This is a genomic window from Pseudalkalibacillus sp. SCS-8 (assembly GCF_040126055.1).
Classification (GTDB): Bacteria; Bacillota; Bacilli; order Bacillales; family Fictibacillaceae; genus Pseudalkalibacillus; species Pseudalkalibacillus nanhaiensis.
The window spans coordinates 1157594-1179228 of record NZ_CP143541.1 but is presented as its reverse complement, the minus strand read 5'-3'; the positions used below and the strand labels follow the sequence as shown (position 1 = coordinate 1179228).

Genomic DNA, 21635 nt, shown 5'->3' with positions numbered 1-21635 from the left:
CGTAGGCATACTCTTCAAGAGTTAGGTTTTGCTCGAAATCGTAATCCTTAATAAATGTAGACTTGTTTCTTTTCCAGAAAGTCCTCGAGCTGCTTTCTGTGAAGATGGTCGTGCTTGACCATCGCCACTTCGATATATTCAGGAATGGTATATTGAGAGTTTCCTACTTGGAAGCTGGTTTGAAGTATTTCTTGAGGCAGTGATTTTATATACGTACAGATTTGTTTTCTCGAGTCGATGAAAATCGAAAGTAATTCCTCTCGAGATACACCCGACCTGGCAAACTTCGCAGCTTTCTCATTTGTTTCTTGTGGATTTGCAGAAATGAAATTTTGGGATGACAGTTTCAATAAGCGTTCTTCAAATATGAAACGATCCCATGAATAAAAGTGGCTGATGATTTCTGCGATGGACCACTTCCCTTCTGCGATCGGTTCCAGCCACAGCGTTTCTGGAAGCTGATGAAGGGAATCTGCCCATTCAATCATCTCTTCATATGATTCGAGCCAGGAAAATCGATTATCATTCAATTTACGTCCTCCTTTTGTGGATTAACTGGTCGTTGTTACCATCATACCTGACTTGAATGAAAATCGCTTGTAAAAAAGAGGAAGACCCCAAAGTATCAGAAACTACCGGGGTCTTCCTCTTAAAAATTAAAGTAAGGAGGTTTGGGCGCTCGTTTTTTTACAACCCTCTCTCCTCAAATCGGTTCAGGTCAGAGTTCGTTCCGATGACAATCAACGTATCACCTTCATGAAGCTCGACGTCCGCTGAAGGAGAAACAATGATTTCTACTCCTTTTTTTATGCCTACGATGTTACATCCATACTTTGCACGTATATCCAATTCACCTAACGTTTTTCGATTCACTTTTTTCGTGGCGAAAATTTCTACGATACTATGCTCTGGAGACAGTTCGATATAATCAATGATTTTTTCCGAAACCACATGGTGAGCTAAACGCTTTGCGATATCCCGTTCAGGATGGATGATCCGATCAGCTCCGATTTTTTCAAGAACCATTCGATGATACTTCGATTGTGCTTTCGCCCAAACCGTCTTTACCCCGATTTCCTTCAAAACGAGCGTCGTAAGGATACTGGACTGGATGTCATCCCCCAGGGAGACGATGACCAAATCGAAATTCCGGACACCCAGTGATTTCAGAACGCCTTCATCCGTCGAGTCGGCCACCACAGCATGGGTAGCGATAGAAGAGTACGCATCGACCCTGTCTTCGTTTCTGTCGATTGCGAGGATTTCCGTATTCAATTCAGCAAACTCTTTACATAGGCTACCACCGAAATTTCCGAGTCCAATTAATCCGATTTGCTTTAGTCGAGTGGCCATAATCGATTTCCTTTCCTAGCTGTTAGTTCTTATTTTGGCTGTATTTTACATTTCCTATCATGAATTTTTTTGCATACAAAAAACCACAGAGGTAGACACCCGTGGTCAATCAACATTGATCACTTGTTCAATCTCCTCTCCTTATACGCTTACGAGGTTAGCTGTCGGATTCGGGCGTAAAGAGACTCGCCCTACCTCTACACATGAGAGGATTCACCCCAAGTGAGGCATATGAGCCATCACAGCTTAATGTGGGTCCCCCGCTTTTAACAGATTCAGCGTTATGGATCATTTTTTCCATTGAGATGAACATAATATTACGCCTCTAAATCAAACCATGTAAAGAGGCGGAATAAATGATTTCCCCTCATTTTTTTACAATGGATAGGTGAAAGATTTCCTTTAGCTCACCCATGCTAATCCTTACATGATATTAATTGATTATAGGTAAGATTTCAATACGTAATTATCTTCTTATGGCCTGAAAAAGGATTCTCCACCATGACTATGGAAGAGAATAACGACGACGATGACAGAAAGTAGGTTTATGATGAAAATCAATCAACATGGAATCGTAGAGAGCTTGCATGTTCAGTGTAACGCTGGAAATATGTTTTTAAATTATTTTCTGTATTATATCGATGGAATGCTTGTGGATAGCGGTCCAAAGAGCAGTAAAGACACAATCCTTCCTTTTCTAGAAACGAAAGAAATCAACACAGTTGCACTGACCCATTTTCATGAGGACCATACGGGTAATGCTGCATGGCTGCAAAGGGAGAAGGGTGCAAGGATTTATATCCATCCGATGTCAATTGAGATTTGTAGAAGGAAAGGTGAATATCCAAGTTATCGGCACGAATTTTGGGGCAGCAGAGAAGGATTTGATGCTGCCGCCATTCGAACGAACGTTCAGTCAGATCACTATACATGGGAGGCCATCCATACTCCAGGCCACTCCAGAGACCATCTCGTGTTTATCAATGAAGAATTAGGCATACTTTTCTCCGGGGATCTCTTCGTCACACCGAAACCGAAGATCTCGATGTGGCAAGAGTCGATTCCGACAGTCATGGATTCAATCAGGACAGTCCTTGCGTATGACGTGAAGGAAATGTATTGTGCGCATGCCGGATATATACCGAATGGAAGGGAAATGCTTGAGAAGAAGTTGAATTATTTAGAGGAAACGTATGAGGAAATCCATTCACTTCATGATAAAGGGTACACCGTGGAGGAAATCGATGAACGACGCTATCCAACTGCTTCTCCATTAAAGATTATTTCGAATAAAGAATGGGATTCGGTCCACTTTGTACGTTCAATCGTAGAGGATGAACCCAGCCTTGGAAGGCATGTGAAGAGCTGATAGTTGAGGGATAGATCTGGGAAATTCAAGAGGAAAGACTGGCATCGGGGGCATTTGCAAACCCTCTCAGCCAGTCTTTTTTGATGAGAAAGAAATACTATTGATCTTGGTTTTCGTAACCGTTGATGACAAGGTCAAGTTTTCCTGTATCAGGTGCGATGACAAGACCATGCACAGGTACATCCGCCGGAAGTAACGGGTGATTTTTCACGACATCCACGCTGTCCTTCACGCTGCTTTCAACACTGTCGAACCCTTCTAGCCATTTTTCAATGTCGACGCCTCCATGACGAAGTGTTGCAATGGTATCTTCTGATACACCACGCCCTTTGAACTCTTCAATCATCTTGCCAGGATCGACACTTGCCATGCCACACTGATGGTGCCCGATGACGAATACTTCATCCGCATTAAGCGCATATACCGCAACTAATATACTTCGCATGACGCTGTCGAACGGATCGGACACGATCGCACCTGCATTCTTTACATGCTTGAAATCACCGTTTTTCAGGTTCATGGATTTCGGTAATAGTTCTACTAGGCGAGTATCCATGCATGAAACGATAACCATTTTCTTATCAGGTAATTTGGATGTTTCGTACTTTTCGTAGCCTTTCTCAGCAACGAATTTCTCATTAAAATCAAGGATTTCATTCAACAACTTCATCAACTGATTCCTCTCTTTCCTATCATTAATACTCTTCATTTACTATACCAAGAAAAACGGACAATGTCATTTTGGCAGTGTCCTTTCTTCAGTGTCAGGCACTTCCAAAGATGCTATGGTACGACTGAGGGGCTGAATGGTGTCAGGCACCTCCAAAGAAGCCATGGTACAGCTGAGGTGGTGGATGGTGTCAGGCACTTTCAAAGAAGCCATGGTATGACTGAGGTGGCGAATGGTGCCTGACACTCCTGAAAAACCCATGATACGACTGAGGTTTGAAATGGTGCCTGACACCTGTTTTCATATCCTCTTAATATTGGGCATATATACTTATATGAGCGTGTTAAAGGAGGTCGTTTACGGTGTACAAGTTCTCTTCCATCTGTGTATTTTGCGGGTCTAGTTTTGGGACAAGTAATGTTTATCAGGATGAAGTGAAAAAGCTTGGCAGCTTGTTGGCCCGACATAACATTGAACTTGTGTACGGCGGAGGGAACTCAGGCCTTATGGGTGTCCTCGCCAACGCTGTCATGGAAAACCAAGGGAAAGCCACTGGCATCATTACGAGAAAAATTTATGAGAATGTCGATCATCTTGAGCTTACGGACTTGAAAATCGTTGAGTCCATGCATGAACGAAAATCATTGATGTATGAACTTGCAGACGCTTTCATTGCCCTCCCAGGTGGAATTGGGACGATGGAAGAAATGTTCGAAGTGATGACCTGGAATCAAATCGGGTATCATCTGAAGCCGCTCGGACTGTTCAATATCGATCATTATTACGATCCCGTAAAGGATTTGATCCAGCATATGTTTGAAGAGGGGTTTGTACAGAAACAACACCTTGAACAAACGATTTTTGAAGACGACGCCGTACGTTTATTGGAACGGTTAAACACTCAAGAAATCTCTCAAATGAATAAGTGGAATTGAAAAACCTCCAATTCATATTAACGGTCTATCCTCTCCCTCCCCCTTCAATTTAAAAAGCACACCCCTCCGTTCAGGAAAGGTGTGCTTTTTAAATTGGAAAATCAACTCTGTGGCACGATATCTTTCGTTTCTTCTGACTCAACATCGCAAAAATGAACCCGGTTTCGCCCAGCGTTTTTCGCTTTATAAAGAGCGTCATCAGCATGAACGACCAGCTGCAAATGATTCATCTCTTTCGTTGGCTGGACCGTTGCGACACCTACACTTACTGTTACAATCGGCTTCACTTTTGAATTCACATGGGGAATAGCTAGAACCTGTACACTTCTTCTAATTGTCTCGGCGACCTTTAGAGCCCCATTCTCAGATGTGTCCGGAAGGATGACAGCAAACTCTTCGCCCCCATATCGTGCGATGAGATCGTACGGTTTGTTCAAGACCATTTTACCAACATGCGCGATTTCTTTGATGCATTCATCCCCTTGTTGATGGCCATATGTATCGTTATAAAATTTGAAATAATCGATGTCGAACATGATTAAGGACAGGCTTGTCCCCTTTTCCACTGCTCTCTTCCATTCCTCCGAAAGCATGTAATCGAAATACCTACGATTATAAATTTCTGTTAAGCCGTCCATATTCGATATCCGTTTCAGCTCATTATTCCTGTCGATCAAATCGTTTTCGAGCTTCTTTCTGATATCGACATCCCTTGATGAACAAATGAGCTCGTCCGTTTCAATGCCAGTACCACTCATTTTCTTGGACGTCGTTTCAAGCCACACATACGATCCATCTTTACGTCTGAATCGATACTCGACGACATCGTCTTGATTTGAATCGAGTATTGTATCGTGTGATGCCGAAATCTTGGACAAATCCTCTGGGTGATAGAAATCATACGGATTTTTACCCATCAGCTCATCAGGATCATACCCCAGAATGGTACGACTAGATGGTGAGACATACTTGAAAGTACCGTCAAGCTGGTGGGTCGTGATCAAATCGGAGGAATTCTCCGCTAATAGCTTATAGTATTTAATGTTTCGATGGTTTTCGTTTGCCTTCTTAATGGATTCAGCTAAGAAATACGTAAAGAGATTTCCACATACAGCAAATGGTATAAAATAGATCAGGACCTTCCCTGTTAGGACCACATCATTCAATAGATATAGGATCGTAACGGAAAAAGCCATGATACAGATGAGATTCATAATCAAATACTTATAGAGTATCTTTGGAAACCTTACTAATGCCAGTAAACCTATTAAAATTCCAATTCCAGCTGTAACGGCAGCAGCAATGACAGAAGCTCCACTGACGCCATACAAGATGATGCGCATGGCCCCGATAATCAAACCTGAGAGTACCCCCGCTATTGGACCTCCAAATACGGCTGCTAGAATCATAGCGAGATGACGCAAATCCACGATGACGGTTTCATTCGGGTGAATGGAATTCAGCATAAGAAGAGTCCCTAACACGCCAGCCCCAAAACCTAGTAATATTTTAATTCTAACCGTATTATCCCGCTCTAAATTGCGATTTTGAAAAAACTTTCCAGCAATGAATAAAAACGATGCTGTGATCGCTAGATTGTTCAATAAATCAAGAAACATCCGCTTCAGCTCCATAAACATGATGTCGTTTGTAGTATCTTAACTCTTTTATCGGTATCTTTCATTCAACCTTGTAGATAGAATGCTAACATTATACCAATTTTTCTCAACTGCTTAAATCATTTATTTTAATGTTAACCTATTAAAATACAAAGTTGACATAAAGGTGGATTTTCGGCTATTCTTCAATAGAGAAAAAGAAAATGGGGGAAACACAATGAAACTTAAACCGATTGACATTACACTAGCAGCGGTGTTCGCCGCATTAATGGCTGTGGGCGCCAACCTTACATCCATGATTGTCATTGGAAGTGTTCCAATCACGCTCCAAACCTTTTTTAGCGTCCTTGCTGGACTGATTTTAGGAAGTCGTCTCGGGGCGATCTCCATGACAGTATATGCCTTGATTGGATTAGCCGGAGTACCCGTTTTTGCCGGATTTTCCGGTGGATTCGGAATGCTTATGAAACCGACATTCGGCTTCATCCTATCATTTATCCTCGTCGCTTATGTAGCTGGGAAGATCGTTGAAAAAAGCAACAGCAAACAACGCTTTGTCATTGCTGCATTAGTCGGAATGGCGATCAACTATATTGCAGGAACCAACTGGATGTATATGGCACTTGTAACCTGGTTGGAAGCACCAGAAGGCTTCTCTTATGCAATGGCGTGGGGATGGATGGTAGCACCGTTACCAAAAGATTTAATTTTGTCCGTACTTGCCGGTTTGTTCGCACCTAGACTGTTACGTACGATTTCAAAAACGACACGTACATTCAGCAATAAAGCGGCATAATTCTTAAAAGGAGTGTCTGGATGAATAAATGGGACCAACTTGCTGATCGAGTAATAGACGGCGGGGAAATAACCGACGAAGAAGCTTTGTCGATTCTGAATGCACCTGATGAGGAGCTATTGCTTCTCCTTCATGCTGCTTATCAAATTAGAAAAACCTATTACGGAAACAAAGTGAAGCTGAACATGATCCTGAATGCAAAGTCCGGGCTTTGTCCTGAGAACTGTGGCTATTGTGCTCAATCGATTGTCTCCAAAGCTCCGATTGATGCCTATACGATGGTAGAAAAACAGACCTTGCTCGACGGCGCTGCTCAGGCCGATCAATTGAATGTCGGTACTTACTGTATCGTCGCAAGTGGAAGAGGACCGAGTAACCGTGACGTCGATACCGTTGTCTCGGCTGTAGAAGAAATCAAGCAGAATTACGATCTGAAGGTTTGTGCTTGTCTTGGTATCTTGAAACCTGAACAAGCCGAGCGTTTGAAAGCAGCCGGAGTCGATCGTTACAACCATAATTTGAACACAGCAGAAACGAACCACGATAACATCACGACCTCCCATACTTACCAGGACAGAGTTTCAACTGTTTCAATCGCCAAAGAAGCAGGCATCTCACCATGTTCAGGTGTTATTGTGGGAATGAAAGAAACGAAAGAAGAAGTCGTAAATGTGGCAAGAAGCTTGAAGGTACTCGATGCTGATTCAATTCCAGTCAACTTTTTGCACGCGATCGACGGTACCCCTCTGGAAGGGACTCATGAGCTCGATCCACGTTATTGCTTGAAGGTTCTCGCTTTATTCCGCTTCATCAATCCGACAAAAGAGATCCGGATTTCAGGTGGTCGAGAAGTGAACTTGAGGAGTCTCCAGCCTCTTGGGCTCTATGCCGCTAACTCGATCTTTGTAGGCGATTATTTGACAACTGCGGGTCAAGAAAGCACGAAAGACCATGAAATGCTTGAAGACTTAGGATTTGAAATCGATTACGTTAAAGTACCTAATTAAATGGTAAAAGAGCCTTCCTGTGTGTGGAAGGCTCTTTTTTGTGTGCTCATTTCAGTACTTGAATGTTCTTTTTCACATACGCCCAATTCTGTGGGAATCGATACCGTAACCGCCAATAGGTTGCTCCTAAGAGATTGTAGACCTCCATTTGTTTGTACTTTGCTACGACACTTTGTATGTCCTCGAACCAGACCGCATGTTCTGTGTTATTTTTCCGGTACATAAATCCAGGTGCCTGTGCGGTCCAATCGTATTGAATAGGAATCCAGGAAGAGATGGCCCTGTTCTGTGCCGTTTGAACCGCAAGCATTTCTGCCGGCCGTCCTGCAGTGATTGGAAGCGACCAGTCATATCCGTATAAGCTGAAGGCCATCATGATTTTACGACGGTTGATTTGTCCTGTCGCATACATCAATACTTGCTCCACCCACCATGTAGGCGCAATCGGATCAGGAGGGCCGATCGCATATCCATAGTCGATCGTCATGATGGATACGATGTCTACAATTTCGCCGATTGCTCTGTAATCAAGAAATCCGACAAGTCGGTTATCAGGAAGGTCCTTTATTTTTGCATGAGCATTGACTTGCAGGATTCGATCCCCTAACACGACTTTCAACTCTCTTAAAAAGGAGGTGAAGTCATTCCGCCTCGTTGGAGGGACGAATTCAAAATCGATACTTACTCCGGCATACTTTTTTCGAGTGACGGCATTTATTACGTTATTGATGAGGGTCTTTCGCTTTTCTTCGCTTTGAAGGACATCACCTGCCAGGTCTGGACTGAACATGTTCTTTTCATAATTGCTAAGAACAAGAAGCGGCTTCACATTGAATTGTTTACTTATCTCGAGGATCTGTGCATCATCTATTTCAATTAATGCACCATCCCGTGTGAAGGAATACGTAAAAATGGCCAAGTAAGTCATACTCTCTGAGAGCTGACTTAAAATCTCCTGATAGTTGGATGTTTGGGTGGCATCGATGAAAACGAGGGACTCCATTGGATATTTCAACATCGTCCGGATGCGGATCCGCTCTCCGATAACCAGATTATCAGGAGATATACCTGGGTTACTGAGGGCGATCGCTTTTACGGTCGTACTGAACTGTTGCGAAAGCTTCCAGTACGTATCCCCTGCTTTGATCTGATAGTATCTTTCCGGTAGTCCCTGATCAGGGATATACAAATTTAATCCCGGTACGAGTCCATCAGAAACAAGTCCGTTCACTAGCTTCAGAGTCGAGACCGGGACACCGTATGCAACCGAAATCTTCCACAGATTATCCCCCGTTACCACTGTATGGATTGCCATTTTACTTCCCCCAATATGAATAAGACCTTTACTGAGATTCATATTTTCATTGAGAGAAATTCATGAACAAAAAAAAGAGGGTGACTCCAATCAGTCGGTCACCTTCATCTATACCTGTTGTAAATCACAACGGGTACGTAGTTATAAAGGTGTATGAACTGATTGTTTCGAGTCAACCTCTTTTAGTCGATTCAGTTTGGAATTTTGAACGTTTGACCTGGATAGATCGTATTTGAAGATAGCTGGTTTGCATTCTTCAAAGCACTTACGGTCGTGCCAAATTTTTTACTGATGCCCCACAGCGTATCACCTGATTTCACCGTATAGGTGGAAGCTTGCGGTGCTTCGTTTTGAGCTGTTGTCCCGGATACGTTCAATTGTTGACCAGGGTAAATGATATGTGATGAAAGACTGTTCAATTGCTTCAGCTTTGTTACAGACATATTGTATTTTTTGCTTATTCCCCATAGTGTATCACCGCTGCGCACAGTGTATGTCGCGTGGTTGGATGTTGTTTCACTGGCCACTTTCGTATCAGGTGTGACAGAATTCAAGACACGTCTTGCTTTCACAAACCGGTCTCCCCAATAATAAGGTGAAAAAGCGTCTGTGAACGCAACACCTGTCGAAGACTGTGCCCCGAGCATTTTTCCGTTTCCAGCATAAATCGTCACATGGTTGATTGTGCCATTGAAATCAGTATCATAGAACAATAGATCTCCAACCTGAAGATCGGATTTTGATACCGCTTGTCCTACAGTCGCTTGTGCGCGGCTCGTTCTCGGCAAATGGACGCCATGCTTCTCGAAAACGGTTACAGTAAAGGACGAACAATCAAAGGAACTCGTATTGCCAACAGGTGCGCCATACTGATACGGTACCCCTAAGTAATCATCCCCTGTATCAATGATCTGATCCCCTGTCGCGCCAAATGCTTGTCCAGCTCCTGAAAATACAATCCCCGTAGCAAGTGCAATCGGTAAAAGCTTTTTCTTCATTCCTTCTCCTCCAATTGGAATTTTGATTTCTGGTCTATAAAAACCAATTGGGATGAAGTTAAAAAAGTAGAATGCAACAAGTTATTTCGTTTTTCCATATTTTGAGATAATATTATCTTTTTTATCTATGGCACGTTTTCTTATGTATTCCACCTTTAACAACCTCTCCCCTTAACCATTTATTATCGTACCATAATTTTGATAGCGTTTACTTTACAGAATTATTACAAAATTCATAGTGTCAGGCACCATTTCAGAACTGTTGGGGCTGTAGGGAAGTGAAATGGTGTCAGGCACCGATTCAGAACCCTTGTTCAGCAAGGGGTTCTGATCGGTGCCTGACACTTCATCTATTATTCTCCATTTCTGAGGGTGTGTTTGCATAGGAAGGTGATGATGAACAGGATCATCGCCATGCCTACGAGTTGGACGGGTGACAAGAATTGCCCTAGTACAAGGACTCCAAACAATGAGGCTGTTACTGGCTCGATCATGGCAACAATCGAGGCGATTCCTGGATTAATCTTTTTCAGTCCGTTTACGTAAAAGAAGAACGATAATCCAGCACCGGCGATACCCGTCAGTATGAACCACCAGATATCTTTGAACTCAACGACAACCTGTACAATTTGTTGTTTATCTGCATATGTGAACACAAGTAGAAATTGGACAAGAAAAGCAAGTGCCAATACGATGATTTGATCTCCATTTTCGGAGCTGTTTTTCAAACCAAAAATAAACATCGCATAAGAGAGGCCAGATAGAAGTCCGGCTAAAATGCCAAATAAGTTCAGGTCGGCTAGATCCTTTTTATAGGACCCTGTCAATAATACGATTCCTATGATCACAATCACGATCGAAACGAGTTTGAACGTTGTTACTCTTTCCAGATTGAACATAGCGGAAATGATGAATACAAATATGGGTGCTGTATACATAAGTGTTGCTGCAATCGCTACACTTGTTTCCGCGATACTTAAGTAATAAAATACATAGTTTCCTGCAATACCCACACCTGCAAACATCGACCACAATATAAGACGTCGATTGATTGTTATGTTCACTTTTTTCCTGCTGACCAACCAAATCAACGTAAAGAGAAGGCCTACCAATCCACGGAACGTAGCAATTACAAGGGGGTTCCATCCTCGATCAAGCAAAAAACCTGAAAGACCACCTGTGACACCCCATAAAAATGATGCAAACATCACAAAAGCTAAGCCATAATAAAACGATTTATTTGTCTTTATATTTTCCATTTGGAAGCCCTCCTCTATGGTGTCTCTTGAACAAATCAAGTCCAACCTTACCGTTTTAAATCAATCGTGCTACCCGCTTTTCCCAGAAATTTCATTGATAAAACGTTATTCAATCAGGTTTTTCTTAATGATTCTAGTGGAATGAAAGGGAAGTACACCATTTTAGAATGGAGAAATAAAAAAAGATTACATACTTATGAGGTGGAAGAATGAAAAGTGTAACAAAAGTATTCTGGTATGCAGTTACCGTTTGTACAATATTTGTACTTTGGGGTGGGTTCGCACCAACCCATCTGGAAAAAATGACGAGCAAGTTCACTGGAACGATTTCAGATAAGTTCGGCTGGTATTATCTACTTATCATTGCGGTTATCCTTGCTTTTTGTGTATATTTGATCTTCTCTCGTTTTGGAAAGATCAAATTAGGGGGAGAACATGAAAAGCCACAATTTTCACTACCGACATGGTTCGCCATGCTATTCAGCGCAGGTATGGGAATGGGGATGGTTTTTTGGACGACGGCAGAACCGATCTCTCATGCTTTCAAAAACGCACCGGTTTCTGAGACTGGTTCGAATCGAGCCATTTTGGAGTCCTTGCAGTATTCCTTTTTCCATTGGGGACTCCATGCGTGGGCAATTTATGGAGTCGTGGCACTTGTTCTTGCATATTTCAAGTTCCATAAAGGGTATCCAGGATTAATCAGCGCAACTTTAATCCCTTTGTTTGGAGAAGATAAGATGAAGGGCACACTCGGAAAGCTGATCGATACGCTTGCCATTGTAGCTACTGTGATGGGTGTAGCCGCTACCCTTGGTTTTGGCACAGCACAAATTAATGAAGGGCTCTCCTTTTTATTCAGGACGCCCAGTAACTTTACAGTCCAATTGTTGATACTAGCTGTTTCTACAGTCTTGTTCATTATTTCAGCATGGTCGGGCATTAACAAAGGGATCAAATACCTAAGTAATATCAATATGGGCCTTGGATTTTTGTTGTTGCTTCTGTTATTCATCGTCGGTCCAACATTATATATTTTGAATATGTTCACACAGAGCATCGGAGGCTACATTACGAATTTCTTCAACATGAGTTTCAATATCGCACCATTAAATGAGGATAATCGTACTTGGATCAACAATTGGACGATTTTCTATTGGGCATGGTGGATTTCATGGTCCCCATTCGTCGGCATATTCATTGCACGTATTTCGAGAGGTAGAACGATCAAAGAATTCATGCTGGGAGTCTTGTTCGTACCTTCTCTCGTTTGTTTCATTTTCTTCTCGGTATTTGGCGTGTCAGCCTTGTATCTTGAACAGAACGGAATCGCAACAATCTCGAAATTCGCATTAGAAACGGCGACATTTGGTGTCCTTCAAGAGTATCCATTAGGTACATTGATGTCATTTATCACGGTTTTTGTCATTGCGATTTTCTTTATCACTTCAGCGGACTCAGCTACATTCGTACTCGGCATGCTTTCAACTGAAGGATCATTGAATCCGACAAGCAGGGTGAAAATCATTTGGGGACTCACTTTATCGACGATGGCTGCAATCATTGTCTATTTCGGAGGTACACAAGGGTTGCAGAATGTGCTGATCATTACTGCACTGCCTTTTTCTCTGGTGATCCTATTAATGGGGGCGTCTTTTTTCAAAGCCGCGCAAAAAGAAGTTAAGTCAAAAAAAGCAGAGAATCGACAGAGAATCAGCCAAAAGGAAAACTCTATTGTGACGAATAGTTAAAGACATTTAAGTAGCTGTTAGGAAGGTACCAGCTCACCAGGTATAATTATGAACCGATTTGAGCTAAAACATATAAAAATAAAAATTTATAGACCGATTTTGGAAAATATAAACCGATTCTACAAAATATAGACCAATTCCACAGATTTATAGCCCAAAACACATAAAAGGTGCCCCAGAACATCACACATGTTCAGAGGGCACCCTTTTTAAATCAACTACCAGCGCAATCTCCTCTCTCACCTTTCCTTCATCACTTTCCCTATAGGTGTTTCAATTCCATCAAGCGTATAAGCGTTTTTTTCCGCTTGATAGTCATCCAGTATGTTCGCTTCGGTTTTCTTCATGCCCCATTCCTTCAGCTTCTCGCGTTCCCCACCGTAATTGAAAAAAGGAATGGAAAAACCACAAGACGTCTGGACTTTGTGGATCTCGGCGATTACAATTTGTCGCGCACCAGGAATCATTTCAAAATGCTCGATATACTGATCCCACAACAGAGACCCTTTTACGCCCACCCTTCCGGTACCGTAAAGACGTAAAATCAATGGAGCTCCTTCAAAAGCGCAAAACATGAAGGTTATTCTGCCATTCTCATCCAAATGTCCACTCGTTTCATTTCCGCTCCCAGTCAGATCAAGATAAGCGACCGATGTCGGACTAAGTACGCGTAAGGTATCATACCCTTTCGGCGACAGATTGACGTGCCCGGTCACCGCCAATGGCGCAGTACCCACGAAAAACAAGTGCTGCTGTTCAATGAATTCAACATGCTTCGGCATCAATGCCTCGAATTGTTGCCCCACAGACCTCTCTCCTTTTCGTTGAGCGTGTCAGGCACCATTTCAAAAGCCGCTCCGCTCAAGGGGTTTAAAATGGTGCCTGACACTTTGCAGGATATTCAGGTAGCTTTGCACAATAGATTAATATGAAGATGGAGTATAGTTATTTACATCATAATCGAGATATTGTCACAACACCAATTCGGTAAGGATTAATTAGGAGGTTAACAATGAAAACGATTGGATTAATCGGGGGGATGAGCTGGGAATCATCCGCAGAGTATTACAGGATTATCAATCAGGAGGTAAAGAGGCGACTAGGGGACTTCCATTCAGCGAAATGCTTACTTTACAGTGTTGATTTTGCTGAAAATCAACGATACCAATCAGAAGGGAAATGGGATGAAGCTGGAGCAAACCTATCCGAGGTGGCCCGATCACTTGAGGCAGGGGGTGCGGATTTCATTCTCATCTGCACCAATACGATGCATAAGGTCATTCATCATATTGAGAAGAACATCACTATTCCCGTCATACATATTGCTGATGCAACATCCGCCCGCATTCAAATGGACGGATTTAATAAGATCGGACTTCTTGGAACGAAATATACGATGGAACAGGATTTTTATAAAACAAGACTAGAAGAGAACGGGCTGGAGGTCCTTGTACCCGACGAGAGCGATCGGGCCATCGTCAACCATGTCATTTATCAGGAACTCTGCCAGGGGAAGATCGATCCCAATTCACGGCAAGAATTCAAACGTATCATCCATCACCTGACAGCTGAAGGAGCACAAGGCATCATCCTCGGTTGTACGGAAATCGGTCTTCTCATCAACCCTGAAGATGTGGACATCCCCGTCTATGATACAGCCAGGATTCACGCCATTGCTGCTGTAGACGAAGCACTCACATAATCTAAAAAAGGTTTCGGGTTGAATCCTCCGAAACCTTTTTTTCTACCTAAAACGAAAGTATAGGGCTAGTGCGATGATGGTAATCAAGAATGTGAAGCCATAAATGAGAGTCAATACTTTCACGTTCAACCTAACGGATTTTGTTTCATACTCATGAGAACGCTTCAATTCTTCTTCCGTACGGTTTTCCAGTTTTTTATATTCTTCGACCGTTCTATTAACTTTTCTCCCTACAAGTAACGTCCCTATCAGCGACAGAATGCCAATCACGACTACGACGATTGTCAAGTATAAATACATCATCCACCACCATCTCACAACTTAGAAAGGACTTACACTATCAACCCACGTTCCGATTCTACCAACAGCTTCCCATATTGAAGTCCTGATGTAAACGAAACGTAACTTTTTCAAGGTAAGCTTGCCTATACAGATTGTTGCCAAAATACATATATTGATATACAAGCCATAAAAAGGAGTTTGGATATGTCAACAAAAGACCAATCTTGTATTTGTAAACAATTCAAGAAGCTACAGCCTGGAGAACAAATTAATGTTCGTTTCAAAGGATCTGAGCCAATCAATATTACCTTTTTAGAATTTAATAGAGATTCCGGATGCGTTACAGGTGTAAAGAGCAACGGAAAGATGATCATCTTTAATTGTAACAAAGTAACTTCCCTTTCCATCGGTACTTTCAATAAGAAAAGGCAAATGGCCTATGTAACGAACACGAGTGACAGCACAATTTCCATCATCAATACAGATACGAATAAAGTCATGGAGACCGTACCTGGAGGTCAAAATCCTTTTGGATTGGCCATTGAATCAAATGGCACCAGAGCATATATTCCAAATATCAGCGATAATGCCGTCTCTGTAATGAATACAGAGACGAACACCATGATTACCAAAATCCCTGTTGAACAAAACCCCGCAGGTATTGCCATTACACCTTCAAATAAGCATGCGTATGTGACGAATTTTGAAAGCGATAATGTTTCAGTGATTGATACGGTCAAAAATAGTGTAATTGATACTGTTAAAGTCGGTGATGCTCCGATTGAGGTTGCAATCAACAAAAAAGGCAACCTTGCTTACGTAACAAACTTCAACAGCAATACAGTCTCTCTGATCGCCACGGAAACAAACCAGGTTTTGGACACGATAACAGTTGGAACAAAACCTATTGGAATTGCATTAAGTCCTGATGAGGAGACCGCTTATGTAGCTAATTCAGTGGATGATACGATCTCTGTCATTAATACCTCCTCAAAAACTGTTATTGATACCATCCCAGTTGGAAGTGGACCGCGTCTTATCGCTTTCACACCAAATGGCAAATTTGCCTACGTCACAAACTTGGAAGGTAAAAGTGTTTCGGTCATTGATACGAAAGAAAGAGCAATCATAAAGACCATTTCTGTTGGAAATGGTCCAAGAGGAATAGCGATGACTCCAGATGGAAGTAGAGCTTACGTCACCAATGTGGATGATGGTACGGTTTCCGTTATTCGTACAAGAACAAATACGGTTACTGATGTGATACCTGTTGGAAATGGTCCTGTGGGAATTGCGATTGGAAAAATGAAAATCCAATAAAACAAATGAGTAAATAGACATATTTTCACCTGTAAGCATTTACGAATAAACCGTCTCTCTATAAAATTACGAATATTGCTCGTTATACAAATACCAGTAGATAGAGAGACAGGTGAAGCAGCATGAAAGGAACATCACATCTGCTCGTTGGTGCTGTGGCAGGTCTGATTACCTCCAACACCCTTGAAGCAGACCCATTGACGACTGGCATCCTCATCACATGTGCCGGGGTAGCAGCTCTCGTTCCAGACATTGATGTTGATGGAACGTTAAGCAATAAACTGACGAATTCACATACACTTATTAAAACATTAGCCCAAATCATTGGTGCGTTGCTGATCGGTTACAGCTTCCTCTCAGGGGCCGGAGCAGAAAAATGGAACGGGATGGCCATTGGTGCAGCCATCCTCCTCCTGTCATCATTCATTACAAAAAGTCACATGTTGCTCGTGACAGGTATCGGTGTCGTTATTGCAGGTCTATCCCTGAATGAAAACTGGCTTTTTCTTTTAGGGATCTATATCATTGTTGCATCCATCGTTCCACATCGAAGCTATACCCATTCCATCCTTGGGATCATCTTTTTCGGGATCATTGCACGGCAATTGGAAGGTTCCGTTGGCTTGGATGGGCTATTTCTCGCATGTCTATCTGGATATGTGAGCCATCTGATCGCTGACATGAAGTTTCTCCCGGTCAATAAGCGAGGGATTAAGCTTTTCCTCCCTTTTTCATCCCGAGAGTTTTAAAAAATTAAGCGCTGTTCCATGAGGAACGGCGCTTTCAGTATGCGTTACAATCAAGCTGTGACAGATGCTTGGTCGATAATCGTACTATAGGAGCCTGAAATCGGATAAGCAACAAAGCTCTGATGTTCTCGTGTTATCTTCTCAATTTCGCTTCGGGTGGCTTTCACGAAACGAACCGTATGGATCGTCCCGTCCAGTTGAACTGTCTTCTCCACTTTCACTTGACCAGCAATCGGCTGATTTGTTTTACCGATGACGAACCAACTCGATCTCTCTTCATATCTGTCCACTTCAAGTACAGCCTCATTTTGTAACCGTTCTCCTGATACTCGCTTGTAGATGTTGATAAGATCCTCAATGATTGCACTTGCAGTCGGGAACTTTCCGGCTCCTGGACCTTGCAATTTTATATCCCCGACAAGGTCACCGGAGAGAACCAATGCATTGTCGACACCTTCCACCTCATATAAAGGGTGTTCACTAGAAACGACCTTCGGCTCAACACTGATGTGAACATTTCGGTCATTCCACACAAGAGTAGCGACATGCTTGATCCTGAAACCAAAGATTTCAGCCAGTTGAATATCCCTTGAGGTTATGTGCCGAATCCCTTTCCGAACGATGGAACGCCAATCAGGTTTTATTCGAAACAGCAATTCAGCCAGAATGATGATTTTAAAAAAAGTATCATGTCCGTCAACGTCGTTGGATGGATTCGCTTCAGCATAACCAGCTGTTTGAGCAGCAGATAAAGCCTCACGAAAAGACCATTCCTTCTGCCGGATCTGACTTAAAATATAATTCGAAGTCCCATTTAAGATCGCTTCAATTTTCGTGATCTGGTTACCTTGGAGTAATTGGTTCAGTGTACCGATGATCGGAATCCCACCAGCAACCGATGCTTCGAAAGATACCGTTACCTGATTTGCAGTAGCCAAAGCCTTCAACTCCGCCCCTTTGTGAGCGAAGAGCTCTTTATTTGCTGTCACGACATGACATCCTTTTTCAAGCACCTGTTTCAAATACGAATAACCAGGTTCCACACCTACAATCGCTTCAATGACCACGTCCAAATCAGGAAATTGGAGGATCCGTTGAATGTCAGACGTGACAAGCACCTTATCTCCTATGGTTCTCTGCTTTTTTTCATCCTGAATAAGAACTGCAACCACTTCAACCTTCCGGCCCAAAATTTCATTCAATCGTTGCTGCTGCGATTGAATGATTTCGTACACCCCACTACCAACCGTTCCGAAACCGAGTAGAGCGACTTTTAAATTCGCCAACGTGTCCCCTCCTTTTACCAAGTAATGAATCCAATGGATACACCGACAATGACCAGTACGAGAAAGCTTCTGAGATCAATAAGTGGAATAGGATCTTTTTCTTGAATGTTCATTAAACGACCTTCGTATTGAAGGATGAAAAGCCTGTTGCCACTTCAATCGCTTGTTCAAGGTCTTCAATTAAATCGGCCACATTTTCAATCCCGACTGATAATCGGACGAGATCTTCGGTGACACCAGATTCTTTCAATTGCTCCGGAGACAGCTGTTGATGCGTCGTACTTGCTGGATGGATGATCAGACTCTTTGCATCACCTACATTTGCGACGTGAGACCAGAGCGACACACTGTTGATGACGGCTGAACCTGCGTCTCTCCCGCCTTTAATCCCAAATACAACAACAGAGCCAGCCCCTTTCGGCAAATACTTTTTGGCAAGGTGATGAGAGGGATGGTCCGTTAGCTCAGGGTACGAGACCCACGAAACCGCAGGGTGATTTTCCAAGTAGGCGATGACTTCTCTTGTATTCGAAACATGCTCCTTGATGCGCACATGCAACGTTTCCAAACCGAGCGCAATTTGAAAGGCGTTATATGGACTGATGGCAGGGCCTGTGTCTCGCAATAGTTGGACACGAGCTTTTACGATAAAAGCTGCTTCTGGCAAGGCTTCAGAATAGACGATACCATGATAGCTATGGTCTGGCTCTGTAAAACCAGGGAATTTCGGTGAATTCCAGTCGAACTTCCCTCCATCAACGATAATGCCCCCTAGAGACGTACCGTTTCCGCCTAGCCATTTGGTGGCAGAATGGATGACAATGTCCGCGCCATGCTCGATCGGTCTAGATAGGTATGGTGTAGCGAACGTGTTGTCGACGATCAATGGGATGCCAGCTTCATGTGCAATATTTGCCACCGCTTCAATATCCAACACATGAAGGCCTGGGTTCCCGATTGTTTCTGCAAATATCGCTTTCGTTTTAGGAGTGATGGCGCTTCTGAAATTTTCAGGATCCTGAGGATCAACAAAGTGTGTTTTGATCCCGTGCTTCGGTAATGTTGTTGCGAACAAATTGTAAGTTCCACCATACAGCGTTGAGGCGGATACAATTTCATCACCCGCTTCAGCAATGTTGAAGATGGCAGTCGAAATTGCGGCCATTCCGCTCGCTAACGCCAACGCACCGATTCCTCCCTCAAGCTGAGCAACCCGCTCTTCAACTGTGGTCACTGTCGGATTATGGATCCGTGAATAAATGTAGCCTTCTTCTTTCAAGGCAAAAAGGTCTGCTGCATGATCCGTATTCTCGAACTTATAAGCGTTGGATTGATAAATCGGCAATGCTCTTGCTCCTGTCACCGGGTCAGCCTTCAAACCACCATGTACACTGATTGTTTCTAAGCGATACTTCTTTTCTTCACTCATTCCATTCACTCCTCAACCGTTATACTTGTTTTTCCTGGACCAATGCATCAAGTTCAGTCAATTTCTCTTTGACAATCCATCCCCACTTCTCAAACTCGACGAGAAAACCGTCATGACCATACTTAGACTCCACTTCGTAATACCCGGCAATCCCACCCTCATGCTGGATCGCAGTTAAGAAGGCCCCCAGCACATCTGGCGGATAGACGAGGTCTCGGGTAAAACCGATGCCGTACACTGGAACCTGATAACCATGAATGACTTGCTCAAGACCTCCTCTTCCCCTTCCGATATCATGTGAATTCATCACGTCTAGTAGCGTCAAATAGCTTTCCTTGTTGAACCGATCGTTCAATTTCGCACCCTGGTAGGTTAAATACGACTCAACCTCAAACGTGTCATGATCTTCTCCATGAGCTTGTTTATTGCGGCCAAAGCGTTCATTGAACAAACAATCCGATCGATAAGTCATCATCCCGATCATCCGGGCAATGCTCAGCCCTTGATCTCCCGCATGCAGGATGGCCTGTTTGGCTATATGATTGAATGCAATCCCGTAATCACTAAACGTCGGTGTCACGGCAATCGGAAACAGGGCTTCTATAAAATCCGGATACATAAGTCCCCATTCAAGCACTTGCATACCACCGAGTGAACCACCAATTACAGCTTTCAATCGATTGAATCCAAGTATCTTCAGACCGACATATTGCGCTTCAACCAGATCCCTGATCGTTAATCGCGGAAAATGAACACCGTATGGCTCCACTTTTTCAGGGTCTATGCCCTGTGGACCTGTCGAACCATTGCAACCTCCTAGTACGTTGAACGTAACAACCTGATAATCGTTCGTATCGATGTAGCCACCTTTCCCAATCAATCCACGCCACCAACCAGGTTCATCCGGAGTTCCAATCGTCCTATGATGGCCAGTCAAAGCATGGCAAACAAGAATAGCCGGAGCATCTGGAGGACCACACCTTTCATAGGCCAACTCCGCTTCGCTCAACGTTTCACCCGATTCCAGAGTGAAGTTTGGTATTGTAACCGTTCCCGTTTTGTAACATGGTTGATGACTCACGATTTCGTCCTCCTTTCTTTTCAAGAACGCAAAAAGCCTCTCTGTAAAGACAGAGAGGCAAAATAAACGAATTTGTCTCTCTCATCTTCCAAAGCGCATTTTACGCTTTGCAGGATTTGGCACCATTTCAAACCTACGTTTGACGGTTGCCGGGCTTCATCGGGCCAGTCCCTCAGCCACTCTTGATAAGAGCTTGCATTTAAATCTTCAGTTTTTAAATTATCTGAATCTTAGCACGGTAAAGTGATGCTGTCAACATCTTTTCTTTTGTTCGGGTTTAGAACGACACAAGCAGAGCGAATCGAGCTCATTTCGGTGCCTGACAGTGTTTCTTTACCCTCAAAATAGGTTTTCCGTGTTTTTAGAACACATAAAACACATTTCTTTACCCTCAAAACGGGTTTTCCGTGTTTTCAGGGCACATAAAACGCATTTCTTTACCCCATAAGCGGGTTTTCCGCATTTTCAGGGCATATAAAACGCATTTCTTTACCCCAAAAGCGGGTTTTCCGCGTTTTCAGGGCACATAAAACGCATTTCTTTACCCTCAAATCGGGTTTTCCGTGTTTTCAGGGCACATAAAACGCATTTCTTTACCCTCAAATCGGGTTTTCCGTGTTTTCAGGGCACATAAAACACATTTCTTTACCCTCAAATCGGATTTTCCGTGTTTTCAGGGCACATAAAACACATTTCTTTACCCTCAAATCGGGT

General features: G+C 43.0%; 20 protein-coding genes and 2 riboswitches. Of the genes, 8 read left to right on the top strand and 12 right to left on the bottom strand.

What is annotated here, in order from left to right:
* Positions 1 to 47 precede the first annotated feature (47 nt).
* Together V1497_RS06140 and V1497_RS06135 are read right to left on the bottom strand one after the other, a co-directional pair.
* Positions 48 to 530 (bottom strand): DinB family protein, encoded by a 483-nt coding sequence (locus V1497_RS06140; protein WP_349410097.1) that lies wholly within the window; start codon positions 528 to 530, stop codon positions 48 to 50.
* 157 nt (positions 531 to 687) lie between these two features.
* Complete coding sequence (locus V1497_RS06135) at positions 688 to 1353, bottom strand: TrkA family potassium uptake protein (protein ID WP_349410096.1); 666 nt, start codon at positions 1351 to 1353, stop codon at positions 688 to 690.
* 130 nt (positions 1354 to 1483) lie between these two features.
* Positions 1484 to 1644, bottom strand: a riboswitch (cyclic di-AMP (ydaO/yuaA leader).
* 256 nt (positions 1645 to 1900) lie between these two features.
* On the opposite strand from V1497_RS06135, the gene V1497_RS06130 reads away from it, so the two are divergent.
* A complete protein-coding gene (locus V1497_RS06130) occupies positions 1901 to 2722 on the top strand; it encodes an MBL fold metallo-hydrolase (protein WP_349410095.1) in 822 nt (273 codons plus the stop codon).
* Between the two features lie 97 nt (positions 2723 to 2819).
* Here the strand turns inward: V1497_RS06130 and V1497_RS06125 are convergent, their stop codons facing one another.
* A complete protein-coding gene (locus V1497_RS06125) occupies positions 2820 to 3392 on the bottom strand; it encodes a carbonic anhydrase (RefSeq protein ID WP_349410094.1) in 573 nt (190 codons plus the stop codon).
* A 362-nt stretch (positions 3393 to 3754) separates the two neighbouring features.
* Between V1497_RS06125 and V1497_RS06120 the strand changes: the two genes are divergently transcribed.
* The gene (locus V1497_RS06120; RefSeq protein ID WP_349410093.1) at positions 3755 to 4327 is read left to right on the top strand and encodes a TIGR00730 family Rossman fold protein; all 573 of its coding nucleotides are present in this window, start codon (positions 3755 to 3757) and stop codon (positions 4325 to 4327) included.
* Positions 4328 to 4428: 101 nt separating this feature from the next.
* Here the strand turns inward: V1497_RS06120 and V1497_RS06115 are convergent, their stop codons facing one another.
* On the bottom strand, positions 4429 to 5946 hold the full coding sequence (locus V1497_RS06115) for a diguanylate cyclase (RefSeq protein ID WP_349410092.1): 1518 nt from the start codon (positions 5944 to 5946) through the stop codon (positions 4429 to 4431).
* A 217-nt stretch (positions 5947 to 6163) separates the two neighbouring features.
* Between V1497_RS06115 and V1497_RS06110 the strand changes: the two genes are divergently transcribed.
* Together V1497_RS06110 and bioB are read left to right on the top strand one after the other, a co-directional pair.
* Positions 6164 to 6742, top strand: coding sequence for a biotin transporter BioY (locus V1497_RS06110; protein WP_349410091.1), 579 nt, complete (start codon positions 6164 to 6166; stop codon positions 6740 to 6742).
* A gap of 20 nt (positions 6743 to 6762) precedes the next feature.
* Entirely contained in the window at positions 6763 to 7749 is a 987-nt protein-coding gene (gene bioB, locus V1497_RS06105) for a biotin synthase BioB (RefSeq protein WP_349410090.1), read from the top strand.
* A gap of 46 nt (positions 7750 to 7795) precedes the next feature.
* Here bioB and V1497_RS06100 read toward each other — a convergent pair whose 3' ends face one another.
* The 3 genes from V1497_RS06100 to V1497_RS06090 form a co-directional block, all read right to left on the bottom strand.
* Positions 7796 to 9064 carry a LysM peptidoglycan-binding domain-containing protein gene (locus V1497_RS06100; protein ID WP_349410089.1) on the bottom strand — a complete coding sequence of 423 codons (1269 nt, stop codon included), beginning with the start codon at positions 9062 to 9064 and terminating at the stop codon, positions 7796 to 7798.
* A 191-nt stretch (positions 9065 to 9255) separates the two neighbouring features.
* Positions 9256 to 10062 carry a C40 family peptidase gene (locus tag V1497_RS06095; RefSeq protein ID WP_349410088.1) on the bottom strand — a complete coding sequence of 269 codons (807 nt, stop codon included), beginning with the start codon at positions 10060 to 10062 and terminating at the stop codon, positions 9256 to 9258.
* 353 nt (positions 10063 to 10415) lie between these two features.
* Complete coding sequence (locus V1497_RS06090) at positions 10416 to 11321, bottom strand: DMT family transporter (protein WP_349410087.1); 906 nt, start codon at positions 11319 to 11321, stop codon at positions 10416 to 10418.
* A 209-nt stretch (positions 11322 to 11530) separates the two neighbouring features.
* Between V1497_RS06090 and V1497_RS06085 the strand changes: the two genes are divergently transcribed.
* Complete coding sequence (locus tag V1497_RS06085) at positions 11531 to 13072, top strand: BCCT family transporter (protein WP_349410086.1); 1542 nt, start codon at positions 11531 to 11533, stop codon at positions 13070 to 13072.
* 239 nt (positions 13073 to 13311) lie between these two features.
* Here the strand turns inward: V1497_RS06085 and V1497_RS06080 are convergent, their stop codons facing one another.
* Positions 13312 to 13878 (bottom strand): pyridoxamine 5'-phosphate oxidase family protein, encoded by a 567-nt coding sequence (locus V1497_RS06080; RefSeq protein WP_349410085.1) that lies wholly within the window; start codon positions 13876 to 13878, stop codon positions 13312 to 13314.
* A 206-nt stretch (positions 13879 to 14084) separates the two neighbouring features.
* Between V1497_RS06080 and V1497_RS06075 the strand changes: the two genes are divergently transcribed.
* On the top strand, positions 14085 to 14774 hold the full coding sequence (locus V1497_RS06075) for an aspartate/glutamate racemase family protein (protein WP_349410084.1): 690 nt from the start codon (positions 14085 to 14087) through the stop codon (positions 14772 to 14774).
* 42 nt (positions 14775 to 14816) lie between these two features.
* Here the strand turns inward: V1497_RS06075 and V1497_RS06070 are convergent, their stop codons facing one another.
* The gene (locus V1497_RS06070) at positions 14817 to 15077 is read right to left on the bottom strand and encodes a hypothetical protein (protein ID WP_349410083.1); all 261 of its coding nucleotides are present in this window, start codon (positions 15075 to 15077) and stop codon (positions 14817 to 14819) included.
* A 183-nt stretch (positions 15078 to 15260) separates the two neighbouring features.
* Between V1497_RS06070 and V1497_RS06065 the strand changes: the two genes are divergently transcribed.
* Positions 15261 to 16376 carry a YncE family protein gene (locus V1497_RS06065; RefSeq protein WP_349410082.1) on the top strand — a complete coding sequence of 372 codons (1116 nt, stop codon included), beginning with the start codon at positions 15261 to 15263 and terminating at the stop codon, positions 16374 to 16376.
* Between the two features lie 122 nt (positions 16377 to 16498).
* Complete coding sequence (locus V1497_RS06060) at positions 16499 to 17125, top strand: metal-dependent hydrolase (RefSeq protein ID WP_349410081.1); 627 nt, start codon at positions 16499 to 16501, stop codon at positions 17123 to 17125.
* Positions 17126 to 17175: 50 nt separating this feature from the next.
* Here V1497_RS06060 and V1497_RS06055 read toward each other — a convergent pair whose 3' ends face one another.
* The 3 genes from V1497_RS06055 to metX all read right to left on the bottom strand — a co-directional run bounded on the left by V1497_RS06055 (position 17176) and on the right by metX (position 20921).
* A complete protein-coding gene (locus V1497_RS06055) occupies positions 17176 to 18411 on the bottom strand; it encodes a homoserine dehydrogenase (protein ID WP_349410080.1) in 1236 nt (411 codons plus the stop codon).
* A gap of 112 nt (positions 18412 to 18523) precedes the next feature.
* The gene (locus V1497_RS06050) at positions 18524 to 19840 is read right to left on the bottom strand and encodes an O-acetylhomoserine aminocarboxypropyltransferase/cysteine synthase family protein (protein WP_349410079.1); all 1317 of its coding nucleotides are present in this window, start codon (positions 19838 to 19840) and stop codon (positions 18524 to 18526) included.
* A 19-nt stretch (positions 19841 to 19859) separates the two neighbouring features.
* On the bottom strand, positions 19860 to 20921 hold the full coding sequence (metX, locus tag V1497_RS06045; RefSeq protein WP_349410078.1) for a homoserine O-acetyltransferase MetX: 1062 nt from the start codon (positions 20919 to 20921) through the stop codon (positions 19860 to 19862).
* 78 nt (positions 20922 to 20999) lie between these two features.
* A riboswitch (SAM riboswitch) is annotated at positions 21000 to 21113 on the bottom strand.
* Between the last annotated feature and the right edge of the window lie 522 nt (positions 21114 to 21635).

What these genes read in the sequence shown, in the direction of transcription:
- V1497_RS06135 (WP_349410096.1), bottom strand. Translation starts at nt 1,353, where the DNA reads ATGGCCACTCGACTAAAGCAAATCGGATTAATTGGACTCGGAAATTTC.
- V1497_RS06130 (WP_349410095.1), top strand. Translation starts at nt 1,901, where the DNA reads ATGATGAAAATCAATCAACATGGAATCGTAGAGAGCTTGCATGTTCAG.
- V1497_RS06125 (WP_349410094.1), bottom strand. Translation starts at nt 3,392, where the DNA reads ATGAAGTTGTTGAATGAAATCCTTGATTTTAATGAGAAATTCGTTGCT.
- V1497_RS06115 (WP_349410092.1), bottom strand. Translation starts at nt 5,946, where the DNA reads ATGTTTCTTGATTTATTGAACAATCTAGCGATCACAGCATCGTTTTTA.
- V1497_RS06110 (WP_349410091.1), top strand. Translation starts at nt 6,164, where the DNA reads ATGAAACTTAAACCGATTGACATTACACTAGCAGCGGTGTTCGCCGCA.
- bioB (WP_349410090.1), top strand. Translation starts at nt 6,763, where the DNA reads ATGAATAAATGGGACCAACTTGCTGATCGAGTAATAGACGGCGGGGAA.
- V1497_RS06100 (WP_349410089.1), bottom strand. Translation starts at nt 9,064, where the DNA reads ATGGCAATCCATACAGTGGTAACGGGGGATAATCTGTGGAAGATTTCG.
- V1497_RS06095 (WP_349410088.1), bottom strand. Translation starts at nt 10,062, where the DNA reads ATGAAGAAAAAGCTTTTACCGATTGCACTTGCTACGGGGATTGTATTT.
- V1497_RS06090 (WP_349410087.1), bottom strand. Translation starts at nt 11,321, where the DNA reads ATGGAAAATATAAAGACAAATAAATCGTTTTATTATGGCTTAGCTTTT.
- V1497_RS06085 (WP_349410086.1), top strand. Translation starts at nt 11,531, where the DNA reads ATGAAAAGTGTAACAAAAGTATTCTGGTATGCAGTTACCGTTTGTACA.
- V1497_RS06075 (WP_349410084.1), top strand. Translation starts at nt 14,085, where the DNA reads ATGAAAACGATTGGATTAATCGGGGGGATGAGCTGGGAATCATCCGCA.
- V1497_RS06070 (WP_349410083.1), bottom strand. Translation starts at nt 15,077, where the DNA reads ATGATGTATTTATACTTGACAATCGTCGTAGTCGTGATTGGCATTCTG.
- V1497_RS06065 (WP_349410082.1), top strand. Translation starts at nt 15,261, where the DNA reads ATGTCAACAAAAGACCAATCTTGTATTTGTAAACAATTCAAGAAGCTA.
- V1497_RS06060 (WP_349410081.1), top strand. Translation starts at nt 16,499, where the DNA reads ATGAAAGGAACATCACATCTGCTCGTTGGTGCTGTGGCAGGTCTGATT.
- V1497_RS06050 (WP_349410079.1), bottom strand. Translation starts at nt 19,840, where the DNA reads ATGAGTGAAGAAAAGAAGTATCGCTTAGAAACAATCAGTGTACATGGT.